Here is a 22342-nt window from a genome sequence, read left to right as displayed (position 1 = left end):
GGCCGATTCGCTCATAAGGAGCACGATCATGAACCAGGCGATTGTCGAAATATCCCCGGAGCAGGCCTATGAGCGCCTGCAATCGGGCGCATTGCTGGTGGACGTACGTGAAGATGGAGAGCGCGCGGCCGGCATGGCCGAGGGTGCGATGGGGGTCAGCAAGTCGCGCCTGGAAGCGGATCCAGGTGCCTGGTTGCCGGACCTGACGGCGGAGATCGTGCTGATTTGCGCGGTGGGCGGACGTTCGATGCAGTGTGCGCGACTGCTTAAATCGCGGCGATACACACGCCTCTTCTCGGTTGCGGGCGGCACTCCGCGCTGGAAAGCGGCCGGCTTGCCAATGACCGAGCCCACCGCCGATGCCGATTTTCTCGAACGATATTCGCGCCATCTGCGGCTCTCCGAAGTGGGGCTGGAGGGGCAGCGCAAGTTGGCTGCCGCGCGGGTGGCGCTGATCGGCGCGGGCGGGTTGGGTTCACCGGCGGCGCTGTACCTAGCCGCGGCTGGGATCGGCCATATCACCCTGATCGATGATGATTGCCGCGCGTCAAACAAGATGAGAGCCGTGCGTCAATCAGGATGAGAGTACTGGCGTTGCGGCAGCGGTGGAGGGCGTAGCCCGGAACCGCTGCCGCAACGCCGCGCCGAGGAGTCCGCCCCGCTGCCGGGGTGCCTTGTCGGTGGTCGCGGTAAATCGGGTATGAACAGCTCTTCCATGTAGCGAAGGGAGGCTGAGTTGCCCGGCCGACACATCAACGACCATCAGATGAGGCTCTACATGAAGTACAGACTCAAGGAAGGACCAGCTCAAGCGGCTGCGCGCGCCGGGTTCAGCGCCGCCACGGGTTATCGCATCGATCAGGACCGGCGACTGCCATCGCAGAAGAAGGCACCACGTGCGCGTCGCCGTCCCGATCCCCTGGCGGCAATCTTTGACACAGAGATCGTGCCGCTGCTCCAGTGCGCTCCCGGCATCCGGCCGATAGCCGTACTGGACGAGATGCTTCGGCGCCATCCCGACCTTCCGGGCAACGTGCGCCGCACACTGGAGCGCCGTATTCGCGACTGGCGCGCACTGCATGGCGAGGAGCATGACGTTATGTTCCGTCAGGTACACGAACCCGGTCGTCTCGGGTTGTCCGACTTCACCGAGATGGACAGCTTGGGCGTCACCGTGGCCGGTGTCGCGCTTGACCACCGCCTCTATCACTTCCGGCTGGCCTGCTCGGGCTTTGAGCACGCTCACGTCATTCTCGGCGGCGAGAGCTATGTCGCGCTGGCCGAAGGGCTGCAGAACGCCATCTGGGCACTCGGGGGCGCGCCGCGCGAGCACCGCAGCGACAGCCTGTCGGCGGCGTTCCGCAATCTCGATGCCGACGCGCGCAAGGATCTGACCACGCGCTACGATGCGCTGTGCGCCCACTACGGCATGCAGCCCACACGCAACAACCGTGGCGTTGCCCACGAGAACGGCTCCATCGAGAGCCCTCATGGCCACCTCAAGAGCGCAGTGCGTGATGCGTTGCTTCTACGCGGCAGTCACGACTTCGACGATCTCGGTTCCTATCGCCGCTTCATCGACGAGATCGTCGGTCGAATCAACGCGCGTAATGGCAAACGCATTGAGCTCGAGCGGGCACTGCTTCAGCCGCTTCCGGCCCAGCGTACGTGTGACTACGAGGAAACGCGCGTGTACGTCACGACCACCTGCGGCTTCGTCCTGCGCAAGGTGTTCTATACCGTCCCGTCCCGACTGATCGGCCATCACCTGCGCGTGCGCCTGTACGACGACCGGCTGGAGCTGTTTCTGGGCAGTACGGCCCTGATGACACTGCAGCGCGGGCGTGCGGGTCCCAAGGGCAAGCACGGCCACGTCATCAACTACCGGCACGTCATCCACGCGCTGCGCCGCAAGCCCATGGCACTGCTCAACCTGGTCTACCGCGATCAGATCTTTCCGCGCGAGGCGTATCGCCTGAGCTTCGATCGCCTGCTCGAGCAGCTCCCGGAGCGTCAGGCATGCAGGACCATGGTAGAACTGCTCAGCCTGGCCCACGAGCACAACTGCGAAGCCCAACTGGCCAAGGCGCTGCAACAGTGCCTAGACGATGGACGGTTACCCGATCTCGACGCACTGTGTTCGCGCTTCGAAGCGAAGCCGACGAGCAGCATGCCAGAGGTGAACATCCAGCTCGCCGCGCTGAGCGACTACGAAGCCCTGCTTGACATGGCAACGGAGGTGACGGCATGAATCTCGACATCGACGCCACCCGCTTGTCGCTGCTGCTCAACGATTTGCGGCTGCCCGCCATCAAGCAGATCTGGTCCAGCTTTGCCGAGCGCTCCGACACGGAAGGCTGGCCGGCAGCGCGCCTGCTGATGGCGCTGGCCGAACACGAGATCGCCGAGCGCGATCGACGCCGAGTCGAACGTCACCTCAGGGACGCCAAGCTCCTGCCGGGCAAGACATTGGAGAACTTCGATTTCGACGCGGTGCCAATGGTGTCGCGCGCGCACGTCTCGGCGCTTTGCGCGGGCGACGGCTGGTTGCGTAACGGCACCAACCTGATTCTTCTGGGGCCTAGCGGAGGGGGCAAATCGCACTTGTCGTCGGCCATCGGACTGAGCCTGCTGGAGAAGGGCTGGAAGGTCCTCTTCGCTCGCACTACCGACCTCGTGCAACGGTTGCAGGTCGCGCGCCGCGAGCTCGCGCTGGAGTCCGCCATCAACCGGCTGGATCGCTTCGACCTGGTCATCCTGGACGATTTCGCATATGTCAGCAAGGATCAGGCAGAGACGTCAGTGCTGTTCGAGCTCATCAGCGCCAGGTACGAGCGCCGTTCCCTTTGCATAACGGCCAACCAGCCGTTTGGCGAATGGGACAAGGTTTTCCCCGACCGGGCCATGACGGTGGCCGCCGTCGACCGGCTGGTCCATCACTCGACCATCTTTGAGCTGAACGTCGAAAGCTACCGTCGCCGTACTGCCCTGCAGCGCAAGCAGCAGGGACCGGGACGCCCGGCCAGTCGAGCGACACCAAAGAACGTTGGCGTGCCACTGACACAGGAGGATCAGCACGGCATCGACCTCACCGAATGACCCGCTGTTCTCATCCTGATTGACGCGCGGCTCGCAGGCAAAGCTAGCCGACGTCAATCAACCCCGGATTCACCTTCCACGCCACCACATTCTCATCTGATTGTCGTGCCGCCAGAATACCTGCGGCGTCACCATTACACAGCAATCCTCATCGACTGATCGCTTCAGCTTGATTGTCGCGCGACACCCACTCGCCCGCGTCAATCAACGCCGCACGTCAATCAATAAACGCTTGCCAGCGTCAATCAACATCGGCATCATCATTTCTGCCGCGACATTCTCAACTTGATTGTCGCGCGTCTCTCATCCAGATTGTCGCGCCACAGATGATCTCGTCGATCGCAGTAATCTGCAGCGCCAAGTGCTGCACCGTGATGCCGATATTGGCACGCCCAAGGTCGAATCCGGTTGCAGGACCTTGGCGGCGCTCAATCCACATGTGGTCGTCGAACCGCATCGCACGCGGCTGCTGGCGGGTAATGTCGAGCGCTTGCTGAGCGGCCACGATGTCGTGATCGACGGTTCCGACAATTTTTCCACACGCTATCTGGTCAACGATGCGTGCGTGCGGTTGGGCCTGCCGATGGTCTACGGCGCAGTGCAAGGTTTTGACGGTCAGGTCAGCGTGTTCTGGCCGACGCAAGAGGGTGGCAGTTGTTATCGATGCCTGTTTCCGGAACCACCGCCGCCTGAATTTGCGCCTAACTGCGCCGAAGCGGGTGTGCTCGGCGTGCTGCCGGGAGTGATCGGGTTGTTGCAGGCGACTGAGGCGATCAAGCTGATCCTGGGTATTGGTGAGTCGCTGTCCGGTACCTTGCTGCAGTTCGACGCGCTGGGAATGCGGTTTAATCGCTTGCGGCTGTTGCGAGACCCCGCGTGTCCGCGTTGCGGCGATGGCGTGAAAGCCGGTGACTATGTGGATTTGCCTGCAGCTTGCAGGGCGGGGTGAGGGCGCTGCGGGATTGGGTGGCAGTGCAAATTCGTTTGGCTTCCCAAACGAGAAAAGGGCTCAGCTTGCGCTGAGCCCTTCATGTCTTTGGTAGGCCGTACGGGATTCGAACCTGTGACCAACGGATTAAAAGTCCGCTGCTCTACCAGCTGAGCTAACGACCCAAAGAGCCGAAATTATAGTCACACGGACCACAAGTTGTCAACGGAGCGTAAAAATGCTCCGTATAGTGGAACTGGGGTGGAACCCGGGCGCAACGGAGAAAACGCATAAGAAAAAGCCCGCAGCAACTACGCTACGGGCCTTTTCAACGAGAGGCGCAAAGACCAGCTTCGCTTACTTCACCTGCGACATCTTGCTTTCAGCCGACTGCGCGGCTTCTGTTCCACCATACTGCGAGATAACCTGATCCAGCGTCTTTTTCGCAGCGGCTTTCTGACCTTGCTCGATCTGGTTGTTCGCGATTGCGAGCAGCGCATCGGGCGCTCGCGGATGCGTCGGGTAATTCTTCACCAGATTTTGCCAGGTTGCTGTTGAACCCTTGTAATCGCGCAAAGCATACAGCGCATTGCCCAGCCAATATTGCGCGGTGGGCTGGTACGGACTGTCCGGATACTTGGCAACAAACGTCTTGAACGACGCAGCAGCATTCTTGAAGTCGCCGTTACGGAACTGTGTAGATGCCGCGTTGAACGATTCAGTCTCGCCGGGCTGCACCGTGCCTTGCACGCCATCCACCGTCTGCTGCTGCGGTTCGAACTTTTTCAGCCGGCCATCAAGGTCGGTGTAGTAGTCCTTTTGCTGCTTTTGCAACGTCGTCAATTGGTTGGCCAAGTCCTCATTCTGGCCTCGAAGCGTAGCGACCTGCTGATTCAACTGGTCGAGACGATTCGATTGATCGAGGATCGTGCGCTGAGCGGCGGACAACTGGCTAGCCAGGCTATCCGTTTTCGTGCGCAAATCGAGCACGGCTTTACGCGCTTCATTGTCGTCAAACAACGCCGCGTGCGCAGACCCGCCGACCACGGCCGAACCTAACAAACAAGCAACTGCGACCGAGCGCAGCGAGGGGAAGCGATACAACATACGGCGACTCACCCGTGACTGGTTACATTACTGTTGATAAACGAGATCGGCGCGACGATTCTGCGCCCACGACGCTTCATCATGCCCGGTTGCCTGCGGCTTTTCCTTGCCCAGACTCACGGCTTCCATTTGCGTGTCGGCCACACCCAGCAGCGACATCGCGCGACGCACAGCTTCAGCACGCTTCTGGCCCAGTGCCAGGTTGTACTCGCTCGTGCCGCGTTCGTCGGTGTTGCCCTGGATCAGGACGTGACGGTCCGGATGGCTCTTCAGGTACTGTGCGTGTTGTTGCAGCAGCGGCTGATAGTCGTCACGAACAGCGTAGCTGTCGAAGTCGAAGTAAATGCTGCGCTTCGCCAGCGGGCTGTTCGGGTCGTTCAGCGGGTCGACATTGACCTGTTGAACTGCGTTCGCGTCGGGTTGCGTGCCGATCGCGCCTTTGTTTGCACCTTCATCCAGCTTCACGCCTGAATGACATGCGGCCAATGCACCGACCATCGCCACTGCAAAGCCGATACGAATTTTAGACATCATGGTTACTCTCCTTGTGTGTTGCTGCTTGAGTTATTGCGTGAGGTTTATTGCATGAACGGGCCCCAGGACGGCTCGCGTACGCTGCCCCCCTGAAGCGACAAGACTTGCCGCGTACGACCATCGGTCGACACAGCCGCCAACACGCCACGCCCGTTCACCTGGGTGGCGTAGAGGATGTACTGACCATTCGCCGCAAAACTAGGCGATTCGTCATGCGTGGTGTCAGTCAGGCCAGTCGCCGTGCCGGACGCGAGGTCCAGCAAATACAGCTTGAAGCCGCCGCCAACACGCGAAATGTACGCAATCTGCTTGCCGTCCGGGCTCACTCGCGGGCTTGTATTGTAATTGCCCGTAAATGTGACGCGCTGTGCCTGGCCGGCGCTTTCGCCATTCGCCGACATCTTGTAGATCTGAGGCTGGCCGCCGCGGTCGCTCGTGAAATAAATCGTGTTGCCATCGGGAGAGTAAGCCGGCTCGGTGTCAATCGAGCTGCCCTGTGTCAGGCGACGCAAACCGCTACCGTCCGCGTTCACCTGGAAAATCTGCGTGTTGCCGGTAGTCGACAGGGCGACCGCAAGCTTGCGGCCATCCGGCGACCACGCCGGTGCACTGTTATTGCCCTTCTGATTCGATACGATCACACGCTTGCCTGTCGGCAGGTCGTGGATATAAACAATGGGTTTTTTCTTTTCGAATGAGACGTACGCGACCTTGGTGCCGTCAGGCGACCACGCCGGCGAGATGATCGGCTCGGGGCTGGACAGCGCAATGCGCGCATCCTGGCCATCGGAGTCCGAAATCTGCAACTGGTAACGGCCGCCGGTCTTGATCACGTACGAGAGGCGCGTCGCGAAAACACCGCGATCGCCCAGTAACTTTGCGTAGATGTAGTCCGCAATCTTGTGCGCGCTCATCCGCAGACCGCTTTCCGGGCTGACGAGGGACAGGCCGCCCAGGCTTTGCTGCTTAACCGTGTCGTACAGGCGGAAGCGCACTTCGTACTGACCGTTCGGCAGGCGATTCACGCTGCCCGACACGAACGCGTCTGCTCCCTTTGCCTTCCAGCTGCCGAGGTCGACGGAATCCGTTTCCGACACAGGCGTAGCGCCCGCATCGATATTCGTGAACTTGCCGCTGCGCGCCAGATCCTGACGAACGATCGCGCTGATCTGCTGAGGCGAAGTCGCTTCGTTGGCAAACGTGGCGGTGGCAATAGGAAATTGGGTAGAACCCACGCCCGTCACGAGCACATTCAACTGCGCGTGTGCGGCGGTACCCGCGGCAATCAGGCAGGATGCAACAAGCGTTTTCAGGCCAAGCTTCGTCATCAAACTCATGTATCTGGTTCCAGAAAATGCGATTTTTAAACTACCGGCGGCAGCAGAACAGACCGCCGAATGCACAATTCGTTCCCATCGGGGCTCATTGTGCACTGTCGTTTTACCATGTCCGTTCAACCACCCGCCGGACGCAATGTGATCAAAAACGTGCCGGGCGCCTGGCCGTTGGTGTCCAGAGGCATCGGATCCGAGCGCTGAACTGCCCGTAGTGCGGCCTGGTCCCACTGCTCATTACCGCTCGAGCGCTGGATTGAGGCCGACAACAGCGTGCCGGTCGCGGGCGAAACACGTACCGAGACCACGGTTTCAAGTCCCGCCGTTTCCCCCGCCCACACAATGTTCGGGCGCACGCGGCGCTGCACCTTCTCAGAATATCCCGCCGATGTGGCTGTTCCACCCGCGCCACGACCTGTGCCGCTCTTGGCCAGTCCTTCGCCGCTCTCGCTCGTGCCGCCACCCGCCTGACCCTGCAAGGCCGCGAGCCGGGCGCTACGTTCCTTGTCAAGCTTGGCCTTCGCCTGAGCGTCGGCCTGGGCCTTGGCTTTCGCCTTGGCATCCGCTTGCGCCTTGGCCTTGGCCTCTGCCTGTTCTTGTGCCTTCGTTTCGGCTTCCTTCTGCTGTTCCGCGGCTTTCGCTGCGTCAGCTTCCTTCTCTTTAGCCTGTTGCGTCTTCTGCTGGTCGAGCTTTTGCTGAGCAAGCTGCTTTTGCTTATCGGCCTGTTTCTGCTTGTCCTGAGCCGCTTTTTGCGCCGCTAAAGCAGCTTGTTGCGCGGCTTGCTGCGCCGCGAGCTGCTGCTGACGCTTGGCCTCGGCTTCCTGGTCGGCCAACTGCTGTGCGCGCTGCTGTTCAGCGAGTTGCGCGGCACGCGCCACCGCTTCCTGCTGTTTACGCTTCTTTTCCTGCAATGCGATGTCAGCTTCCTCATCCTTGGCCGGCGGCGGCGCGGGCTGCACCTTGATCGGCGGGGCGGGCGGCGGAACAGGGCGGGGGGTAGGCGCCGACAGATCCGGGATCTCGGTCCACAGTTCGGCCTCGGAACCCGCCGGGGTGTTGTTTTGCCAGTTGACGCCGTGATACAGCAGGATGCCGAGCAGCACATGCATCAGCGCGGCGAGCGCGAACGCCTTCCATGTCCCGCGTTCACGCGGCGGACGGACGGGGCGCGCGCTGGTCCGCGCGCCAGGGTGCCCACTGGGCTGCCGATTCATCATTGCGATTTGACTAACAATCCAACCCGTTTGACGCCTCGCGCTTTCATATCGGACATCACGTTCATGACGACTTCATATTTCACGGTCTTGTCGGCGGCGATTACCACGGGCTGGTCGGGATGCAACTCCTGCCGATTCAGCACGAACGTCTTGAGATCGGCCTCCGTCATGTTCTGCTGCTGTGCCGCACCGCCGTCGTCCTTGTAGCGCACGTTCATGCTGCCGTTGGCATTGATATTGACCACGACCGGGGGCGTTTGCTCCTGCGGCGCTGCGTTGCCGACAGTCGGCAGGTTAACGATGGAAGGCGAGACGAGCGGGGCGGTCACCATGAAAATGACAAGGAGCACGAGCATTACGTCAATGTACGGCACGACGTTGATGTCGGACATGGCGCGCCGTGAACTGCCGCGCATGCTGGAACGCATTGGACCTCCGGCCATTCTGAACTCCTTAGTGAGCCTGACGCTGCAAGATGTTCGAGAACTCTTCAATAAACGTCTCGAAGCGGATGGCCAGGCGGTCAATATCGTGTGCGTAGCGGTTGTACGCCACCACCGCCGGAATCGCGGCGAACAGGCCGATTGCCGTAGCCACAAGCGCCTCGGCAATGCCCGGCGCCACGTTCGCAAGCGTTGCCTGCTGTACGTTAGCGAGCCCGCGGAACGAATTCATGATCCCCCAGACCGTGCCGAACAAACCAATATACGGACTGACCGAACCCACCGACGCGAGAAACGCGAGGTTCACTTCGAGCACGTCCATTTCACGCTGGAACGCTGCACGCATCGCGCGGCGGGAGCCGTCGAGAATGGCAGCCGGATCGCTCATGCGGCGCTCTTTGCCCTTGAGGAACTCACGCATGCCCGATTCGAAGATCCGCTCCAGTGCACCAATGGTGTGGCGGTTGTTGGCAGCACTTTGATAAAGCGCCTGCAGGTCGCCGCCCGACCAGAAATCGCGTTCGAAGCGCTCGGTCTGATTTCGTGCGCGCCGAATGGCAAACCACTTGCGAATGATGTAAGTCCACGACAACAACGACAGTATCAGCAGCAGCGCCATGACGGCCTGCGCCAGCAGGCTTGCATGGATAACGAGAGAAACGATCGACAGGTCTTGTGTAGTGTTCATAAAAGTCCGCTGTTACGTCCCAAAGGGGCGTCCGAGGTGCACTCGCCGGGAATTGTCAGGCTTTCGACAAACGACTGAAAGCGTAGAACGGTCCTGCCAGCACATGCTCGGTACTTCTGCTGCATGCCTGATGGCACGCAGGCTCGATTCATTTCAGTTCAGGTCTGGATGGAGTCAAAAGGTCTTTGTCTACATGGGTTTTTCTGAACAAGATGATTTAAACGGTGCTGACATCGCCACGGTTGACGCGTTACTTGACACAGATTTTTGCGGTCCGCGACGTAATCCATTAAGCACCGATGCGGGAATCCCCACTGGCCGGATGGCGCCGAGGCTGACTGACGCCACCTTGATGTCGCCGGAAGCCAGCAAGGTGCCGTCCCGCCACGCTTCCTGATGGAAATCCACCGATGCCCGGCCAATACGCTCGATCCGGCTCACTACATGAATGAGGTCGTCGAGGCGCGCGGGCGCCGAGTATTCCAGCGCCGTGCGCTTGACCACGAACAATACGCCGTCCGACTCGGCCAGCGCACGCTGGTCGATGCCACACGCGCGCAACCATTCAGTGCGCGCCCGTTCGAAAAACTTCAGGTAGTTCGCGTAGAAGACGATACCGCCGGCGTCAGTGTCTTCGTAATAGACCCGGAGCGGCCAATCGAAGGTCAAGAGGCCATTCGCCTGCCGAGGCTCGCTGGTGGACATGTTCATCTGCGCATTTTACCGGAAGCCGCAAAACGTCCGTCGAATCGTGCTGCCGGCCGCTGCTTTCCGGCAACTATCGGCTGGGCGCCTGGAGTAATCACTGGCCTGGATCAGCCGCGGTAAACGGTCAACGGGGCGAACGACTGCGCGACCGGCATCAACTCGATAGTGTTGATATTCACGTGCGCCGGGCGCGTGGCGATCCAGTAGATAGAGTCGGCAATGTCCTCGGGAGTCAGCGGCTGCATGTCCTTATAGACATTCGAGGCCTTCGAGTCGTCACCTTTGAAGCGAACGTTCGAGAATTCAGTACCACCGCACAGGCCCGGTTCTATGTCGGTTACGCGCAACGCCGTGCCGATCAGATCCGCGCGCAGGTTCAGGCTGAACTGGCGTACGAACGCCTTGGTCGCGCCATAAACGTTGCCGCCCGCGTAGGGATACGTGGCTGCGACCGAACCCAGATTGAATACGTGCCCGCGATTGCGTTCGACCATGCCAGGCAACAACGCGTGCGTGACCGTGACGAGCCCCTTGCAGTTGGTATCGATCATGTTGTTCCAGTCGTCGAGGCTCGCGCGCTGCGCCGGTTCCAGTCCGAGCGCCAGGCCGGCGTTGTTGACGAGTACGTCGATCTGCGAAAATGCGTCCGGGAGCGCCGCGAGAGCTGATTTGATCGCCGATTCGTCGCGAACGTCGAGTTCAACGGGAAGCAGGGCGTCGCCGAGTTCTTGCGACAGCGCCAGCAGGCGGTCTTTGCGGCGCGCGGTTGCAATCACGCGATGGCCGCCTTTTACAAACGTGCGGGCAATGGCTGCGCCGAAGCCGGCGGACGCGCCAGTGACAAATACGATCATGTGCGGATTCCGGTTGTAATGTTGCTTGTCAGGGTACGGAAAGGGGTTTCGCGCGGCGGCACCCAAGCACTTGCGGCAAAGCCGGACAGCGTACTTCCATTGCTGCGACGCGGCAAGTTGTCAGTTTTTATGTCAGTGAGTAATTCAATCCGATCAAACAAGCCGCTAACGAGCGCAAATTCCGCTCCCGGTCGGCAATTTTATCCCCCGGACGATGCTTGCACGTGGCGGCTGACGGTACTTTATGGCCTTGGAAGCGCCTGTTTAACGCGTTTTCCGGCAGTTGCCTATTCTCAGGCGGCCCATTAAACTAGGGCGCTCCAGCCCTGCGTAACTGGCGACAAGGATCTTCGGATCCAAGGTGGATTAACCCACCGGGAAGCGCAGGGTGTCGTTTTGCCGTTCGCCTGGGCAGCTGAGATCCGCACGCGCTCGTTGCGTTGCCGGTGGCTGTCCGTCTCGCGTAAACGGAGCTTCTCTCTTCCGCCTCGCTTGGGACCCATCGTGCTTCGCGCTCTTGGCGAGCGCAGTGCATATGCGCACGCGCGATCCGGTCAACTGGCATCCATTCAACGGAAAACGTATGTTTGATAAAGCCCAAAGTACTATCGCCCAAGTCGATCCGGAATTGTTTGCGGCGATCGAGCAGGAAAACCGCCGGCAGGAAGATCACATCGAACTGATCGCGTCGGAAAACTACACGAGCCCGGCCGTCATGGCCGCTCAAGGCTCGCAACTTACGAATAAATACGCGGAAGGCTACCCGGGCAAGCGCTATTACGGCGGCTGCGAGTACGTCGATATTGTCGAGCAACTGGCAATTGACCGCGTGAAACAACTGTTTGGCGCTGAGGCCGCCAACGTGCAGCCGAATTCCGGCTCGCAAGCGAACCAGGGTGTGTTCTTCGCCATGCTCAAGCCTGGCGACACCATCATGGGCATGAGCCTGGCCGAAGGCGGTCACCTTACGCACGGCTCGCCGGTGAACATGTCCGGCAAGTGGTTCAACGTGGTCAGCTACGGCTTGAACGAAGCCGAAGACATTGACTACGACAAGACCGAAGAGCTTGCTAAAGCGCACAAGCCGAAGCTGATCGTGGCGGGCGCGTCGGCGTTCGCACTGAAGATCGATTTCGAACGTTTGTCGAAGATCGCCAAGAGCGTTGGCGCATATTTCATGGTCGACATGGCGCATTACGCCGGCCTGATCGCCGCCGGTGTTTATCCGAATCCGGTGCCGTTCGCGGACTTCGTCACGACCACGACCCACAAGAGCCTGCGCGGCCCGCGCGGCGGCGTGATCCTGATGAAAGCCGAGTTCGAGAAGCAAATCAACTCGGCCATTTTCCCGGGCATTCAAGGTGGTCCGCTGATGCACGTGATTGCCGGTAAGGCTGTTGCGTTCAAGGAAGCGTTGTCGCCGGAATTCAAGGCTTATCAGCAACAGGTCGCGGACAACGCGCGAGTACTGGCCGAAACGCTGGTGAAGCGCGGGCTGCGGATTGTTTCGGGCCGCACCGAAAGCCACGTGATGCTGGTCGATCTGCGCGCGAAGCACATTACTGGCAAGGCAGCGGAAGCGGCGCTCGGCAAGGCTCATATCACGGTGAACAAGAACGCCATTCCGAATGATCCGGAAAAGCCATTCGTCACCAGCGGCGTGCGTCTCGGCTCGCCGGCCATGACCACGCGCGGTTTCGGCGTGGCTGAGGCCGAGCAAGTGGGTAACCTGATTGCCGACGTGCTGGATGCGCCGGAAGACGAAGCCAACCTTGAGCGCGTACGCGCGAAGGTCGCCGTGTTGACCAAGCAATTCCCGGTCTACGGCTAAGCCATGCGCTGCCCCTTTTGCCGGCATGAGGACACGCAAGTGGCGGATTCGCGCGTGTCGGAAGATGGGGCGGCCATTCGCCGGCGGCGGCGTTGCCCCGCCTGCGACAAGCGTTTCACCACCTATGAGCGCGTGGAACTCGCGTTGCCGTCGGTAGTAAAGAAGGATGGCAGCCGCACCGAGTTCGATCGCGCGAAGATTGTGGCAAGCATGCAACTGGCGCTGCGCAAGCGTCCGGTTGCGGCAGACGCCATTGATGCCGCTGTTGCGCGGATCGAATACCAGTTGCTTGGCAGCGGCGAACGCGAAGTTCGCAGCGACCGCTTGGGCGAACTCGTGATGAACGAGCTGCGCCAGTTGGACACCATTGCCTACGTACGCTTTGCTTCGGTCTACAAACGCTTTGAAGACGTGTCCGAATTTGAAGACGTGCTGGAGGAATTCCGCCGCGCCGCGCCGCGCAAATCCAGTCCCCGCAAACGCTGAGCGTTTCTGCATTTCTCTGTCCTTTCTCGCTTGAACCCGGTGATCGTTTCGATAGTATGTCGGGGCTTTCGCACGTCCGATACTCGACCGATCGGCTAATGGCGGACATCGAAAATTCTCTTTAGATTGAGCGTTGGCCCAGTTCAATCGATAAGGGATGCAGATGAATTCAAGATATTTGTCAGGCTTCACGCTAGTCGAGTTCGCGGTCGTGCTGGCAGTGATCGCTGTCGTTGCCACGTTCGCTACGCCGTCCCTTGTCGTCTGGCACAAGCGCGACCAGATCGATGCACGGGCGCGCACAATGATGTCCACCCTCACGCTGGCGCGCTCGGAAGCAATCCGGCGCGGCGCACGCGTGACCTTGTGCCGGATCGACGCCGCGCACGCCTGTCTCGCGGCCAGCAAGGCCTGCGACGGCGGCTTGACGGACTGGTCGTGCGGATGGGCGCTATTCGCCGATCGAGGCGGTGTGCGCGTGCTGTTGAGAATGCAGCCAGCAGCGAGCGGAATTGCTATCGGCGGTACGGGGAGTGAGTTGTCGTTTACACCGCCCTCGGGCCAGGTGATCGGTGGCTTTCGCAGCTTCGACTTCAGTGCGCGCGACAACGCGTTGGCGTCGCTTGCAGCGCGCGGGCGCCGCTGCATCCGCCTCGCGGCCGGCGGCCGGCCCCGTTTGACGCAAGGCGCGTGCGGAGCGGCGGCATGACACGTTCATTGCGCAGGGGTGGGCGGGGGGATTCACTGATCGAAGTCCTGATCGCGATGTCGCTGACGGCTATTACGGCGCTCGGGATTATCGGCTCGCAATTGTGGCTGGCTCGCAACGAACGTTCGCTGATGGCGCGCGAACTGGCCACATCGATTGCGGATTCCGTGGCAGAGGGAATACGTCACGACGCCGATCGTGATCCGCTCGTGACGCAATGGCGCACGCGAGCTGCGGCGCTGTTGCCCGATGGCGACGTCGACGTGCTGGACCGTGGAGATGGCTTGCGCATCGCAGTCGTGAAATGGCGAGCACAGGCGTTGAGCGACGGCCAAGCGGCGTGCGCGGAGCCGGGCGTGGGCGCAAATCTCGCGTGCGTGACCGTGGCGTTCGCGCGATGAGCGCTTCCAGACACCCGCAGTCTGGCCATACGCTGCTCGAGCTATCAATCTCGGTGGCGCTCGGCTTGCTGATCGTTCTCGCGACCATTTCGCTATATCGCGGGCAGCGGTTGGCCTACGACCATGCAACGGAAACAACGCGTCTGCGCGACGCAGCAAGCACCGCGCTCGACCTGATTGGCCAGCAAGTGCAGATGGCGGGTTTCGTCCCGGCTGGCGCCGGCCAGGCGGATAAGATCCCGCCGCTGTTCGGATGCTCGCCAGGCCGCCCGACTGGTAGCGACGCCGCGCCTGTGTGCGAGACACTCGCCAGCCGTTCAGATGGCATCGTTGTCCGCTATGCCGCCGATACCGTCTCGACGTGGCCGTCGTCGTCTGGTTCGCCGACAGACTGTCTTGGGCAAATATCGGCGGGTGAGTGGATCGTCAACCGCTATTACGCGAAGGCGAGTTCGTCCACGGTCGAGCCCGAGCTGTATTGCGAAGGAAGCGGCAAGCCCGGTACCGGGCAGCCGCTGGTCGAGGGGATTGAACGAATCAAGTTCGGCTATTGGCTGAAAGATGCATCGTTCTCTGTTGACGCCGCGGCGATCTCGCAGGACCGCTGGCCGCTGGTCGTCGCCGTGGACGTGTGTGTGCTCGTGCGAGGAGACAGTCCGAGCGCGACGGCTCGCCCGCGTTATGCCGATTGCGACGGCGCGTCGGTCGTGTCCGCGGACGGTCGCATCCGGCAAGTTTTCCGGCGCCGCATCGCACTGCGCAATGTAGCGAACGTACCGAACTCATCGAGGGCGGAATCGTCGTGAAAAAACGTACCCACTCACGTAGACGCTCACGCGGCATTGCGTTGCCGATCGTTCTCCTGATGTCGTCGATGCTGCTGGTCACCGCCGCCGCATGGCTTGAGGCGGCGCTCGTCAGCGCGCGAACAACAACCAATCTAGGTGAGCGCGTGCAGGCGTTTCACAGCGCCGACAGCGCGTTGATCCGCTGCGCCCGCATCGCGCTTGACTCTCTACCGGAGCTGAAGAGCCTCAACGGTCCGCTCGCCGCGGAGCCGAATAAATGGCGGCTGAAGGCTTCGTTCGAAGGTGCGTCGGCGAGTGCTGTGACGCCGTTTGCATCGTGGCCATACGCAATACGGCCGCCCCAATGCCTGATCGAAGTCTGGCCGGTGCGGGCTAACGATCAAGCCGGCGCTTTTTTGATCACCGCCCGCGGTTTCGGCCGGATGGCGGACAACGAATCGTGGTTACAGCAGGAGATTGAAATGGGTGAAAACGGCGTCGTGCGGCACTGGCGACGCGTTGTCGCAAAGCCGTTTCAACAGGGTTCGCCATGACTACGGTACACAAGGGCTTCACGCTGCTCGAACTGATGATCACGGTCGGCGTGGCGGCGATCATCGCGACATTCGCCATGCCGGTTTATCGGGAACAGGTGGCAAGAGGGCATCGGCTGGATGCGGTGACTGCGCTTTATCGCGCCGCTCAATACGTGGAGAGCGCGCGAACGGTTTCGAGCAATGACGCCGCTGCCAAGCTCCCCCTTGGCTTCGATCAAGCTCCCGCGTTGGGCACGGCGGTTTACGTGTTGCGTATGCTCGGCGAGTCGGAGCAGAACGGTGGGTATTCGATTGAAGCGCAGCCCATCGATGTCAACGACGCGTGCGGAATCTATTCGCTGGACGCGACGGGTGTCAGGTCAAATCGATCGCTGGAAAAACTCACGCCGCCCAAAGTGGCGGCGTGCTGGAGCGGCAAATGAGCGAAGAGCGAATGAAACCCACGCACGGTACGGGTCCGGATGCCCGGGCCTGGCGCGTCAGGCGTCCGGATCGATGGCAGCGTCGGGGGACAGCGATTCGTCCGGACTCGATTTGATCTGTTTCCACACGCGATATGCCTCCCAGCCGACCAGGCCCAGACCGCCCCACTTGAGTATCGGTTTCGCGCTCGCTATCAGGCGGGAGCGCACGGGTTTGGTGAGCACCAACGAGGCGAGAGAACTCACAATGGGATATTGCTTGAGCAACAACCCCAGGCCGCCGCCGCCACCGAACAGGCCGCTCAGTCCGCCAAGCCGGCTCATGAACCCGCTGCCACCCGATGCACGGCCGCGCTTGCGGCGCCCCGGCATCAGCAAACCAAGGACGCTGAAATGCGAGACCTTGTAACGCAGATCGGCGCTGGCCTGTGCCAGTTCCATGCGCTCGACGTCCGCCCGCGCGATCAGCAGTTCCTTGCGCAACGCGCGCATGTGGGGCGTGCTCAGCTTGTGCGCGGTCGCTCGCTTCTGAGCTTTGAAGGTGTCGTCGTAATGACTCATGGCGTGGCGGGCTCTTGGAAAGTCGTCGATGAATACTGTTTTGTCGTACTGCCCGGGCGTCGCCATGAGGTGAGCCCTTGGCGCGCATCAGTTGAACGTGTCGCGGTCCTTCTTGAACTCGGCGATTGTGCTGTCGAATACGTTAGGGGAATGGATCAATCCGGCGCGCGCGCGAACCGCGCACAGCACCGCGAACAGCGCGTACGCAACCGTGATCGCCGCGAGCGATTGCCACCTGTACGTATCCCAGAACGCGATCGCGACCAGCACCGTGAGGGTAATGAGCGCCATCATGGCGAGCATCATGGCGGCAAGACCGAGGAAGAGCACGCCGATCAGCCGCTCCTTTTCCTCAGCGAACTCGATGCCGATCAGCTCCAGGCGCGTTTCGAAAATGGCGAACACGGAACCGACAATGCGGCGCAACGGCCCTTGCGTATCGTGCTGAGATTGCCTTTCTGTCGTCATGGCTTGAGCGCGAGGAGCGCGGTATTTTTGGCGCGAAAATTTCCGGCCGGGTCGCGTAGCCGCCCCGGCAGGTCTATTGATCTGGACGCCGGCGAGGAAAACTCCGGCGGTCCCAGGCGGTCACCGTTTCATCGGTCAGGTTAGCTCTGCATGCATAGCAAATTACACAGCAAACCGCAGCATGACTAAGGACTAACCCGGCCGCCGAGATTGGTGAGGATTAGCGACGATTGATCAACAAACCAACGACGACACCTAAACCTGCAGCAATCCCGATTGATGCCCACGGGCGTTCGTGAACGAAGTCGTCGGTTGCGCGAGCGGCTTTCTTGCCCTTTTCGATCACCACGACTTGTGCGTCGGCAGCCTTCTCTTTCGCTTGTTTCAAGCGGGTCAGAGCGGTCTCGCGCAACTCGGATGCACGCTCGCCTGTGGCGCTTGCGGCCTGTTTCAACAGGTCTTCGGCGTCTGCGAGAACGGTTTTGATATCCGACATGAATCGCTCCTTATTGATTTCTGACATTGATGGCTCCACACGGGTGAGGCTACGCCAATCGTACCAAAGAAGCCGCCGCTAATTGGCGTCCATCCGGCCCCAAGATCAAAGCGTGCAGTTTTTGTTCCTGCTGTCATAAGGCCCTGCGCGTGGACCGTCAAAAGGGTAGCGCGCCAGCGCGTAGGGGTTGGCCGGTAAATGCACGGATGCGCGATGGTGCGTCGAACGGACGACGTTTCAGCTCGCGAAAATTTCCGGGCACGGCCGAAAAATTACAAAAATGCATGACGATGTGAAGGAATGTTCGTTCGTTGTGCAGGTCTGGTCCGTTATGCTTTAATTTTTGCCGGGCCGGACGCGACGGGACGACCTTGAGCGGTCTGGCCGAGCCGAACTAAATCAGACCGAAGTTGGACCGAAGCCCGACCGAAACCCGGACAAGGCCCAGACATCTTCAACCAACCTATACCAGACCCGCACTGTGTGACGAATAACGCGGTGCATCACTTCGAGGAGAGACACATCATGAGCTTGCGTCTAGGCGACACTGCACCCGATTTCGAACAGGATTCCAGCGTTGGCCGTATCAAGTTTCACGAATGGCTAGGCGACAGCTGGGGCGTGCTGTTTTCACATCCGGCAGATTTCACGCCGGTCTGCACGACGGAACTCGGTCTGACCGCGAAGCTGGCGAGCGAGTTTGAGAAGCGCAATGTGAAGGCAATTGCGTTGTCGGTCGATAACGTGGAGTCGCACAAGGAGTGGATCAAGGACATCAACGAAACGCAGGCCGCGAATGTCGGTTTTCCGATCCTGGCCGACGGCGACCGGAAGGTATCCGAGCTATACGACATGATTCATCCAAACGCGAATGCCACGTTGACGGTCCGCTCGCTTTTTGTCATCGATCCGCAGAAGAAGGTTCGGCTGACCATCACGTATCCGGCGAGCACGGGTCGAAACTTCGATGAAGTCCTGCGGGTAATCGATTCCCTGCAACTGACCGACAGCCATTCGGTCGCAACGCCGGGTAACTGGAAGCAGGGCGACGATGTGATCATCGTTCCGTCGCTGCAGGACGCGGAGGAAATCAAGCGCAAATTCCCGAAGGGCTATAAGGCTGTGCGCCCGTATCTGCGCTTCACGCCGCAGCCGGACAAGTAAGCGCTGGCCGGAACCATCCGCAAGTAAAAATGCAAAAAGCCAACGCATGAAACACGTTGGCTTTTTGCTTTCTAGCAACCCGACGAGAATTTAACTCAGAAAAACGCCTGAATACCCGTTTGAGCGCGTCCGAGGATCAGCGCGTGGATGTCGTGCGTGCCTTCGTACGTGTTCACCACTTCCAGGTTCACCAAATGGCGCGCCACGCCAAATTCGTCTGAAATGCCGTTGCCACCGAGCATGTCACGGGCCAGTCGCGCGATATCCAGCGCCTTCCCGCACGAATTGCGTTTCATGATTGACGTGATTTCGACGGCCGCCGTGCCTTCGTCCTTCATGCGGCCCAGGCGCAGGACGCCTTGCAGCCCGAGGGTGATTTCCGTCTGCATGTCGGCGAGTTTCTTTTGAATCAACTGGTTGGCGGCAAGCGGACGGCCGAACTGCTTGCGATCCAGCGTGTATTGCCGTGCCATGTGCCAGCAGGCTTCGGCCGCGCCGAGCGCACCCCAGGCGATCCCGTAGCGCGCGGAATTCAGGCAGGTGAAGGGACCCTTGAGCCCGCTCACGTTCGGCATCAGGTTTTCTTCCGGCACGAAGACTTCGTCCATCACGATCTCGCCGGTAATCGATGCCCGCAAGCCAACCTTGCCGTGAATAGCCGGAGCGCTTAAGCCCTTCCAGCCTTTCTCCAGGATGAAACCGCGAATCAGATCGCGGCCATCTTCTTCCAGCTTCGCCCAGACGACGAACACATCGGCGATAGGCGAATTCGAGATCCACATTTTCTGGCCGGAAATCGAAAAACCGCCGGCCACCTTTTTGGCGCGTGTCGTCATGCTGGCGGGATCGGAGCCGGCATTGGGCTCGGTGAGCCCGAAACAGCCGATCCATTCGCCGGTCGCCAGCTTCGGCAGATACTTTTGCTTCTGCGCTTCGGTGCCGAATGCGTTGATCGGCACCATGACGAGCGACGATTGCACCGACATCATCGACCGGTAGCCTGAATCCACGCGTTCAACTTCGCGAGCGATCAGGCCATAGCTGACGTAGTTGAGACCGGGACCGCCGTACTGTTCCGGAATGGTCGGGCCGAGCAGGCCGAGTTCGCCCATCTCACGGAAGATCGCCACGTCCGTGTGTTCGTTGCGGAACGCGTCAAGCACACGCGGCTGCAGTTTGTCCTGCGCGTAAGCGTGCGCGGCGTCACGGATCATGCGTTCTTCATCGTTGAGTTGCTGGTCGAGCAGCAACGGATCTTCCCAGCTAAAACGGGCGTCATCGGCCATGTTGTTTCTCCTGTTTCCTCTATTCCTGATTTTCGGACTTGACTCAGGTTCCGCTATGCGGAACAATGTTTTGCAAATCAGAACTGAGTCTAGCATCCGATGCCAATAACTTCCATCAGGAATTCCGAGTCGTCGAAGCCGTCCGGTTCTTCCGAATCTTCAGACGGGATCGATGAACGCAAGTTTGTCGTAGCGCTCGCCCGTGGCCTGGAGATGCTGCGCGCGTTTCGTCCAGGCGAGACCTTGCTGGGCAATCGTGATTTCGTCGATAGAACCGGCTTGCCCAAAGCCACCGTCAACCGTCTCGCGTACACGCTGACCACGCTCGGCTATCTTCGGTTTGACGAACCAGCCGGTAAATACGCGCTCGACACGGGCGTGTTGTCGTTGGGATTCGCGTTGCTGGCAGGCGCCGATGCGCTCGAACTCGCGCGCCCGCACATGCGGGTTCTGGCGCGGGAAATTGGTGCTGCGGTGTCATTGGGGTGCCGCGACGGACTCGACATGATCTATCTGGAAACCATCCGCAGTGAGACGGCGCTGACGCTGGGTCTTGCGCCGGGTTCGCGCCTGTCGATGCTGACCAGCTCAATGGGACGCGCGTATCTGGCGGTGCAGGAACCGGATCAGCGGGCTGCCTTGCTGGAAGAACTCGGAGCGGCCGCAGTGAAAAACGGCGAAGACGGCGCGCGGCTGGTGAAGGCGGCCAAAGAGGCGATCGACGATTACGCCCGCGATGGCTGTTGTTATTCGTTTCGCGACTGGCACGCCGACGTGAACGCGATCGCCGCGCCTTTACGCGATATCCGCAACGGGCGATGGCTGGTGCTGAGCAGCAGCGGCCCGGCATCGTCGATGGACGAAGCGTATTTCCGCAATATTGTTGCGCCCAAGCTACGGACGCTGGCCGCACGACTGGCGTGAAGGAGCGCTGATCGAGCCCGAATAAGGCTGCTCTGTAGTTAAATCGGGTCGAAAACGGTTAAAACCTGATTTAGAAATAACATCCCAAAAACATGGCTCTTAGAACATAATTCGATGAAACAGCCGCAGGGAGACTAAAAAATGACCGGGTTCTCGCTGGACGCAACGGATTGCCGTATTTTGTCGGTGCTGCAAGAAGATGGTCGCATCAGCAACCTTGATCTGGCTGAGCGGATTTCGCTTTCGCCGTCAGCGTGTCTGCGCCGCATGCGGCTGCTCGAGGAAGAAGGGGTAATAGCGAGCTATCGCGCGTGTCTGGACCGGGAACGGCTAGGCGTGGAGCTGGAAGCGTTCGTGCATGTTTCCATGCGTAACGACCAGGAAAACTGGCACGAGAAATTCGCGGCCGCCGTGCGGGAATGGCCAGAAGTGGTGGGCGCGTTTGTTGTGACGGGCGACACCCATTACGTGCTGCGCGTGCTCGCGCACAATCTCAAGCACTACTCGGACTTTATCCTGAGCAAGCTATACAAGGCACCGGGTGTGATCGATATCCGTTCGAACATCGTGCTTCAGACCATGAAGGACGAAGCGGGCGTGCCGGTTGCCTTGATCGACAGAACTGGCAGCGTGTCTTAACCGAAGCTCGGGACACGCTGGACCAAGTCCGTTCACAGTGATCCAAGTGTATGAAACTGCCCCGCCTGAAACACCAGCGGGGCAATCTCCGCTGCATTCTCATGCACGCCGCATCGTTCCACCTGACCCACGAAGATCACGTGATCGCCTTCTTGATACCGGCTGCGATTGTGGCATTCGAACCATGCGAGCGCACCGTCGAGCACCGGCATGCCCGTGTCTCCCGCCGCGTGCGACACACCGGCAAAACGGTCACCCTTGACCGTCGCAAAGCGTTTGCAAAGATCGACTTGCGTTGCTGCGAGCACGTTCACCACGTAGTGACTATTGGCCTGGAATACCGGCATGGATGCGGATTTGGTCGCGAGGCTCCACAACACGAGCGGCGGATCGAGTGAAACAGAGTTGAACGAACTGGCGGTAATGCCGATCAACTGGCCGGACTCGGTGCGCGTGGTGATGACGGTGACGCCGGTGGCAAACTGGCTGAGGGCGTCGCGGAAAGCGGTGGCGTCGAAATTCGGTGGATTAGCGCGTTTCATCGGGATGGGTTCAGGTTCGACGGTATCGGCGAAATCCAGGCGGCAAAACTTAGTTAAACAAGAAGCCGGATGAAGTTTTCGAAGTCATCGGAGGATTGGCGATTGTTACGATTCTATCGGAATCGGCCCGTTCGCCACTGTGCTAAAGGCCGTACA

Annotated in this window: 26 protein-coding genes, 1 tRNA gene, 2 pseudogenes and 1 riboswitch; of the genes and pseudogenes, 15 read left to right on the top strand and 14 right to left on the bottom strand. The window is 60.3% G+C overall.

Annotated features, from left to right (window positions below):
• Positions 1-28 precede the first annotated feature (28 nt).
• From SBC1_RS39900 to SBC1_RS14675, 5 genes and pseudogenes are all read left to right on the top strand, one after another.
• A pseudogene (locus SBC1_RS39900) lies at positions 29-271 on the top strand (rhodanese-like domain-containing protein); the annotation flags it as partial.
• A 69-nt stretch (positions 272-340) separates the two neighbouring features.
• A pseudogene (locus SBC1_RS39895) lies at positions 341-568 on the top strand (ThiF family adenylyltransferase); the annotation flags it as partial.
• A 198-nt stretch (positions 569-766) separates the two neighbouring features.
• Positions 767-2251 carry an IS21 family transposase gene (istA, locus tag SBC1_RS14685; protein WP_243830237.1) on the top strand — a complete coding sequence of 495 codons (1485 nt, stop codon included), beginning with the start codon at positions 767-769 and terminating at the stop codon, positions 2249-2251.
• Positions 2248-3099 (top strand): IS21-like element helper ATPase IstB, encoded by an 852-nt coding sequence (gene istB / locus SBC1_RS14680; RefSeq protein WP_165988328.1) that lies wholly within the window; start codon positions 2248-2250, stop codon positions 3097-3099. Before istA ends, istB begins: the two co-directional genes overlap by 4 nt.
• A 361-nt stretch (positions 3100-3460) precedes the next feature.
• Positions 3461-4048: a ThiF family adenylyltransferase gene (locus tag SBC1_RS14675; RefSeq protein WP_243830236.1), complete on the top strand. Its 588-nt coding sequence runs from the start codon at positions 3461-3463 to the stop codon at positions 4046-4048.
• Positions 4049-4136: 88 nt separating this feature from the next.
• Here the strand turns inward: SBC1_RS14675 and SBC1_RS14670 are convergent.
• The 9 genes from SBC1_RS14670 to ydfG form a co-directional block, all read right to left on the bottom strand.
• Positions 4137-4212, bottom strand: a tRNA-Lys gene (locus SBC1_RS14670).
• A gap of 172 nt (positions 4213-4384) precedes the next feature.
• Complete coding sequence (gene ybgF / locus SBC1_RS14665) at positions 4385-5134, bottom strand: tol-pal system protein YbgF (protein ID WP_165092513.1); 750 nt, start codon at positions 5132-5134, stop codon at positions 4385-4387.
• 27 nt (positions 5135-5161) lie between these two features.
• A complete protein-coding gene (pal, locus tag SBC1_RS14660) occupies positions 5162-5668 on the bottom strand; it encodes a peptidoglycan-associated lipoprotein Pal (protein WP_062081640.1) in 507 nt (168 codons plus the stop codon).
• A 44-nt stretch (positions 5669-5712) separates the two neighbouring features.
• Positions 5713-7005 (bottom strand): Tol-Pal system beta propeller repeat protein TolB, encoded by a 1293-nt coding sequence (gene tolB, locus SBC1_RS14655; protein ID WP_165092512.1) that lies wholly within the window; start codon positions 7003-7005, stop codon positions 5713-5715.
• Between the two features lie 116 nt (positions 7006-7121).
• On the bottom strand, positions 7122-8216 hold the full coding sequence (gene tolA / locus SBC1_RS14650) for a cell envelope integrity protein TolA (RefSeq protein ID WP_165988888.1): 1095 nt from the start codon (positions 8214-8216) through the stop codon (positions 7122-7124).
• Positions 8216-8662, bottom strand: coding sequence for a protein TolR (tolR, locus tag SBC1_RS14645; RefSeq protein WP_165092511.1), 447 nt, complete (start codon positions 8660-8662; stop codon positions 8216-8218). The genes tolA and tolR overlap by 1 nt, the downstream gene beginning before the upstream one ends.
• A gap of 10 nt (positions 8663-8672) precedes the next feature.
• Positions 8673-9350 (bottom strand): protein TolQ, encoded by a 678-nt coding sequence (gene tolQ, locus SBC1_RS14640; RefSeq protein ID WP_165092510.1) that lies wholly within the window; start codon positions 9348-9350, stop codon positions 8673-8675.
• A 189-nt stretch (positions 9351-9539) separates the two neighbouring features.
• A complete protein-coding gene (ybgC, locus tag SBC1_RS14635; RefSeq protein WP_241201957.1) occupies positions 9540-10055 on the bottom strand; it encodes a tol-pal system-associated acyl-CoA thioesterase in 516 nt (171 codons plus the stop codon).
• A gap of 110 nt (positions 10056-10165) precedes the next feature.
• Positions 10166-10912, bottom strand: a complete 747-nt coding sequence (gene ydfG, locus SBC1_RS14630; RefSeq protein ID WP_165092508.1) for a bifunctional NADP-dependent 3-hydroxy acid dehydrogenase/3-hydroxypropionate dehydrogenase YdfG — start codon at positions 10910-10912, stop codon at positions 10166-10168.
• A gap of 320 nt (positions 10913-11232) precedes the next feature.
• Positions 11233-11332: riboswitch (ZMP/ZTP riboswitch) on the top strand.
• Positions 11333-11495: 163 nt separating this feature from the next.
• Here ydfG and glyA point away from each other — a divergent pair.
• The 7 genes from glyA (at position 11496) to SBC1_RS14595 (ending at position 16106) form a co-directional block, all read left to right on the top strand.
• Positions 11496-12743: a serine hydroxymethyltransferase gene (glyA, locus tag SBC1_RS14625; RefSeq protein ID WP_165092507.1), complete on the top strand. Its 1248-nt coding sequence runs from the start codon at positions 11496-11498 to the stop codon at positions 12741-12743.
• 3 nt (positions 12744-12746) lie between these two features.
• Complete coding sequence (gene nrdR, locus SBC1_RS14620) at positions 12747-13229, top strand: transcriptional regulator NrdR (protein WP_047845188.1); 483 nt, start codon at positions 12747-12749, stop codon at positions 13227-13229.
• A 157-nt stretch (positions 13230-13386) separates the two neighbouring features.
• Positions 13387-13938: a GspH/FimT family protein gene (locus tag SBC1_RS14615; protein WP_165092506.1), complete on the top strand. Its 552-nt coding sequence runs from the start codon at positions 13387-13389 to the stop codon at positions 13936-13938.
• The gene (locus SBC1_RS14610) at positions 13935-14339 is read left to right on the top strand and encodes a prepilin-type cleavage/methylation domain-containing protein (protein WP_165988326.1); all 405 of its coding nucleotides are present in this window, start codon (positions 13935-13937) and stop codon (positions 14337-14339) included. Before SBC1_RS14615 ends, SBC1_RS14610 begins: the two co-directional genes overlap by 4 nt.
• Entirely contained in the window at positions 14336-15145 is an 810-nt protein-coding gene (locus SBC1_RS14605; protein WP_165988325.1) for a PilW family protein, read from the top strand. Before SBC1_RS14610 ends, SBC1_RS14605 begins: the two co-directional genes overlap by 4 nt.
• Positions 15142-15681 (top strand): hypothetical protein, encoded by a 540-nt coding sequence (locus tag SBC1_RS14600; protein ID WP_243830235.1) that lies wholly within the window; start codon positions 15142-15144, stop codon positions 15679-15681. The genes SBC1_RS14605 and SBC1_RS14600 overlap by 4 nt, the downstream gene beginning before the upstream one ends.
• Positions 15678-16106: a type IV pilin protein gene (locus tag SBC1_RS14595; protein ID WP_165092503.1), complete on the top strand. Its 429-nt coding sequence runs from the start codon at positions 15678-15680 to the stop codon at positions 16104-16106. Before SBC1_RS14600 ends, SBC1_RS14595 begins: the two co-directional genes overlap by 4 nt.
• A gap of 57 nt (positions 16107-16163) precedes the next feature.
• Here SBC1_RS14595 and SBC1_RS14590 read toward each other — a convergent pair whose 3' ends face one another.
• The 3 genes from SBC1_RS14590 to SBC1_RS14580 form a co-directional block, all read right to left on the bottom strand.
• Entirely contained in the window at positions 16164-16667 is a 504-nt protein-coding gene (locus tag SBC1_RS14590) for a DUF3318 domain-containing protein (RefSeq protein WP_165092502.1), read from the bottom strand.
• Between the two features lie 87 nt (positions 16668-16754).
• Positions 16755-17135 (bottom strand): phage holin family protein, encoded by a 381-nt coding sequence (locus SBC1_RS14585; RefSeq protein ID WP_165092501.1) that lies wholly within the window; start codon positions 17133-17135, stop codon positions 16755-16757.
• A gap of 220 nt (positions 17136-17355) precedes the next feature.
• The gene (locus tag SBC1_RS14580; RefSeq protein WP_047845181.1) at positions 17356-17658 is read right to left on the bottom strand and encodes a YqjD family protein; all 303 of its coding nucleotides are present in this window, start codon (positions 17656-17658) and stop codon (positions 17356-17358) included.
• A 498-nt stretch (positions 17659-18156) separates the two neighbouring features.
• On the opposite strand from SBC1_RS14580, the gene SBC1_RS14575 reads away from it, so the two are divergent.
• Complete coding sequence (locus tag SBC1_RS14575) at positions 18157-18795, top strand: peroxiredoxin (protein WP_165092500.1); 639 nt, start codon at positions 18157-18159, stop codon at positions 18793-18795.
• A 95-nt stretch (positions 18796-18890) separates the two neighbouring features.
• Here the strand turns inward: SBC1_RS14575 and SBC1_RS14570 are convergent, their stop codons facing one another.
• Positions 18891-20081: an acyl-CoA dehydrogenase gene (locus SBC1_RS14570; RefSeq protein WP_165092499.1), complete on the bottom strand. Its 1191-nt coding sequence runs from the start codon at positions 20079-20081 to the stop codon at positions 18891-18893.
• 99 nt (positions 20082-20180) lie between these two features.
• Here SBC1_RS14570 and SBC1_RS14565 point away from each other — a divergent pair, with 99 nt between their 5' ends.
• Both SBC1_RS14565 and SBC1_RS14560 read left to right on the top strand, forming a co-directional pair.
• On the top strand, positions 20181-21005 hold the full coding sequence (locus SBC1_RS14565; protein WP_165092498.1) for an IclR family transcriptional regulator: 825 nt from the start codon (positions 20181-20183) through the stop codon (positions 21003-21005).
• A gap of 141 nt (positions 21006-21146) precedes the next feature.
• Entirely contained in the window at positions 21147-21644 is a 498-nt protein-coding gene (locus SBC1_RS14560; RefSeq protein WP_165092497.1) for an Lrp/AsnC family transcriptional regulator, read from the top strand.
• Between the two features lie 32 nt (positions 21645-21676).
• Here SBC1_RS14560 and SBC1_RS14555 read toward each other — a convergent pair whose 3' ends face one another.
• Positions 21677-22186, bottom strand: coding sequence for a flavin reductase family protein (locus tag SBC1_RS14555; RefSeq protein WP_165092496.1), 510 nt, complete (start codon positions 22184-22186; stop codon positions 21677-21679).
• Positions 22187-22342: the final 156 nt, after the last annotated feature.

Source organism: Caballeronia sp. SBC1, assembly GCF_011493005.1.
Lineage (GTDB): Bacteria > Pseudomonadota > Gammaproteobacteria > Burkholderiales > Burkholderiaceae > Caballeronia.
This window is presented reverse-complemented; position numbering and strand designations above follow the sequence as displayed.

What these genes read in the sequence shown, in the direction of transcription:
- istA (WP_243830237.1), top strand. Translation starts at nt 767, where the DNA reads ATGAGGCTCTACATGAAGTACAGACTCAAGGAAGGACCAGCTCAAGCG.
- istB (WP_165988328.1), top strand. Translation starts at nt 2,248, where the DNA reads ATGAATCTCGACATCGACGCCACCCGCTTGTCGCTGCTGCTCAACGAT.
- ybgF (WP_165092513.1), bottom strand. Translation starts at nt 5,134, where the DNA reads ATGTTGTATCGCTTCCCCTCGCTGCGCTCGGTCGCAGTTGCTTGTTTG.
- pal (WP_062081640.1), bottom strand. Translation starts at nt 5,668, where the DNA reads ATGATGTCTAAAATTCGTATCGGCTTTGCAGTGGCGATGGTCGGTGCA.
- tolB (WP_165092512.1), bottom strand. Translation starts at nt 7,005, where the DNA reads ATGAGTTTGATGACGAAGCTTGGCCTGAAAACGCTTGTTGCATCCTGC.
- tolA (WP_165988888.1), bottom strand. Translation starts at nt 8,216, where the DNA reads ATGAATCGGCAGCCCAGTGGGCACCCTGGCGCGCGGACCAGCGCGCGC.
- tolR (WP_165092511.1), bottom strand. Translation starts at nt 8,662, where the DNA reads ATGGCCGGAGGTCCAATGCGTTCCAGCATGCGCGGCAGTTCACGGCGC.
- tolQ (WP_165092510.1), bottom strand. Translation starts at nt 9,350, where the DNA reads ATGAACACTACACAAGACCTGTCGATCGTTTCTCTCGTTATCCATGCA.
- ybgC (WP_241201957.1), bottom strand. Translation starts at nt 10,055, where the DNA reads ATGTCCACCAGCGAGCCTCGGCAGGCGAATGGCCTCTTGACCTTCGAT.
- ydfG (WP_165092508.1), bottom strand. Translation starts at nt 10,912, where the DNA reads ATGATCGTATTTGTCACTGGCGCGTCCGCCGGCTTCGGCGCAGCCATT.
- glyA (WP_165092507.1), top strand. Translation starts at nt 11,496, where the DNA reads ATGTTTGATAAAGCCCAAAGTACTATCGCCCAAGTCGATCCGGAATTG.
- nrdR (WP_047845188.1), top strand. Translation starts at nt 12,747, where the DNA reads ATGCGCTGCCCCTTTTGCCGGCATGAGGACACGCAAGTGGCGGATTCG.
- SBC1_RS14615 (WP_165092506.1), top strand. Translation starts at nt 13,387, where the DNA reads ATGCAGATGAATTCAAGATATTTGTCAGGCTTCACGCTAGTCGAGTTC.
- SBC1_RS14610 (WP_165988326.1), top strand. Translation starts at nt 13,935, where the DNA reads ATGACACGTTCATTGCGCAGGGGTGGGCGGGGGGATTCACTGATCGAA.
- SBC1_RS14605 (WP_165988325.1), top strand. Translation starts at nt 14,336, where the DNA reads ATGAGCGCTTCCAGACACCCGCAGTCTGGCCATACGCTGCTCGAGCTA.
- SBC1_RS14595 (WP_165092503.1), top strand. Translation starts at nt 15,678, where the DNA reads ATGACTACGGTACACAAGGGCTTCACGCTGCTCGAACTGATGATCACG.
- SBC1_RS14590 (WP_165092502.1), bottom strand. Translation starts at nt 16,667, where the DNA reads ATGAGTCATTACGACGACACCTTCAAAGCTCAGAAGCGAGCGACCGCG.
- SBC1_RS14585 (WP_165092501.1), bottom strand. Translation starts at nt 17,135, where the DNA reads ATGACGACAGAAAGGCAATCTCAGCACGATACGCAAGGGCCGTTGCGC.
- SBC1_RS14580 (WP_047845181.1), bottom strand. Translation starts at nt 17,658, where the DNA reads ATGTCAGAAATCAATAAGGAGCGATTCATGTCGGATATCAAAACCGTT.
- SBC1_RS14575 (WP_165092500.1), top strand. Translation starts at nt 18,157, where the DNA reads ATGAGCTTGCGTCTAGGCGACACTGCACCCGATTTCGAACAGGATTCC.
- SBC1_RS14570 (WP_165092499.1), bottom strand. Translation starts at nt 20,081, where the DNA reads ATGGCCGATGACGCCCGTTTTAGCTGGGAAGATCCGTTGCTGCTCGAC.
- SBC1_RS14565 (WP_165092498.1), top strand. Translation starts at nt 20,181, where the DNA reads ATGCCAATAACTTCCATCAGGAATTCCGAGTCGTCGAAGCCGTCCGGT.
- SBC1_RS14560 (WP_165092497.1), top strand. Translation starts at nt 21,147, where the DNA reads ATGACCGGGTTCTCGCTGGACGCAACGGATTGCCGTATTTTGTCGGTG.
- SBC1_RS14555 (WP_165092496.1), bottom strand. Translation starts at nt 22,186, where the DNA reads ATGAAACGCGCTAATCCACCGAATTTCGACGCCACCGCTTTCCGCGAC.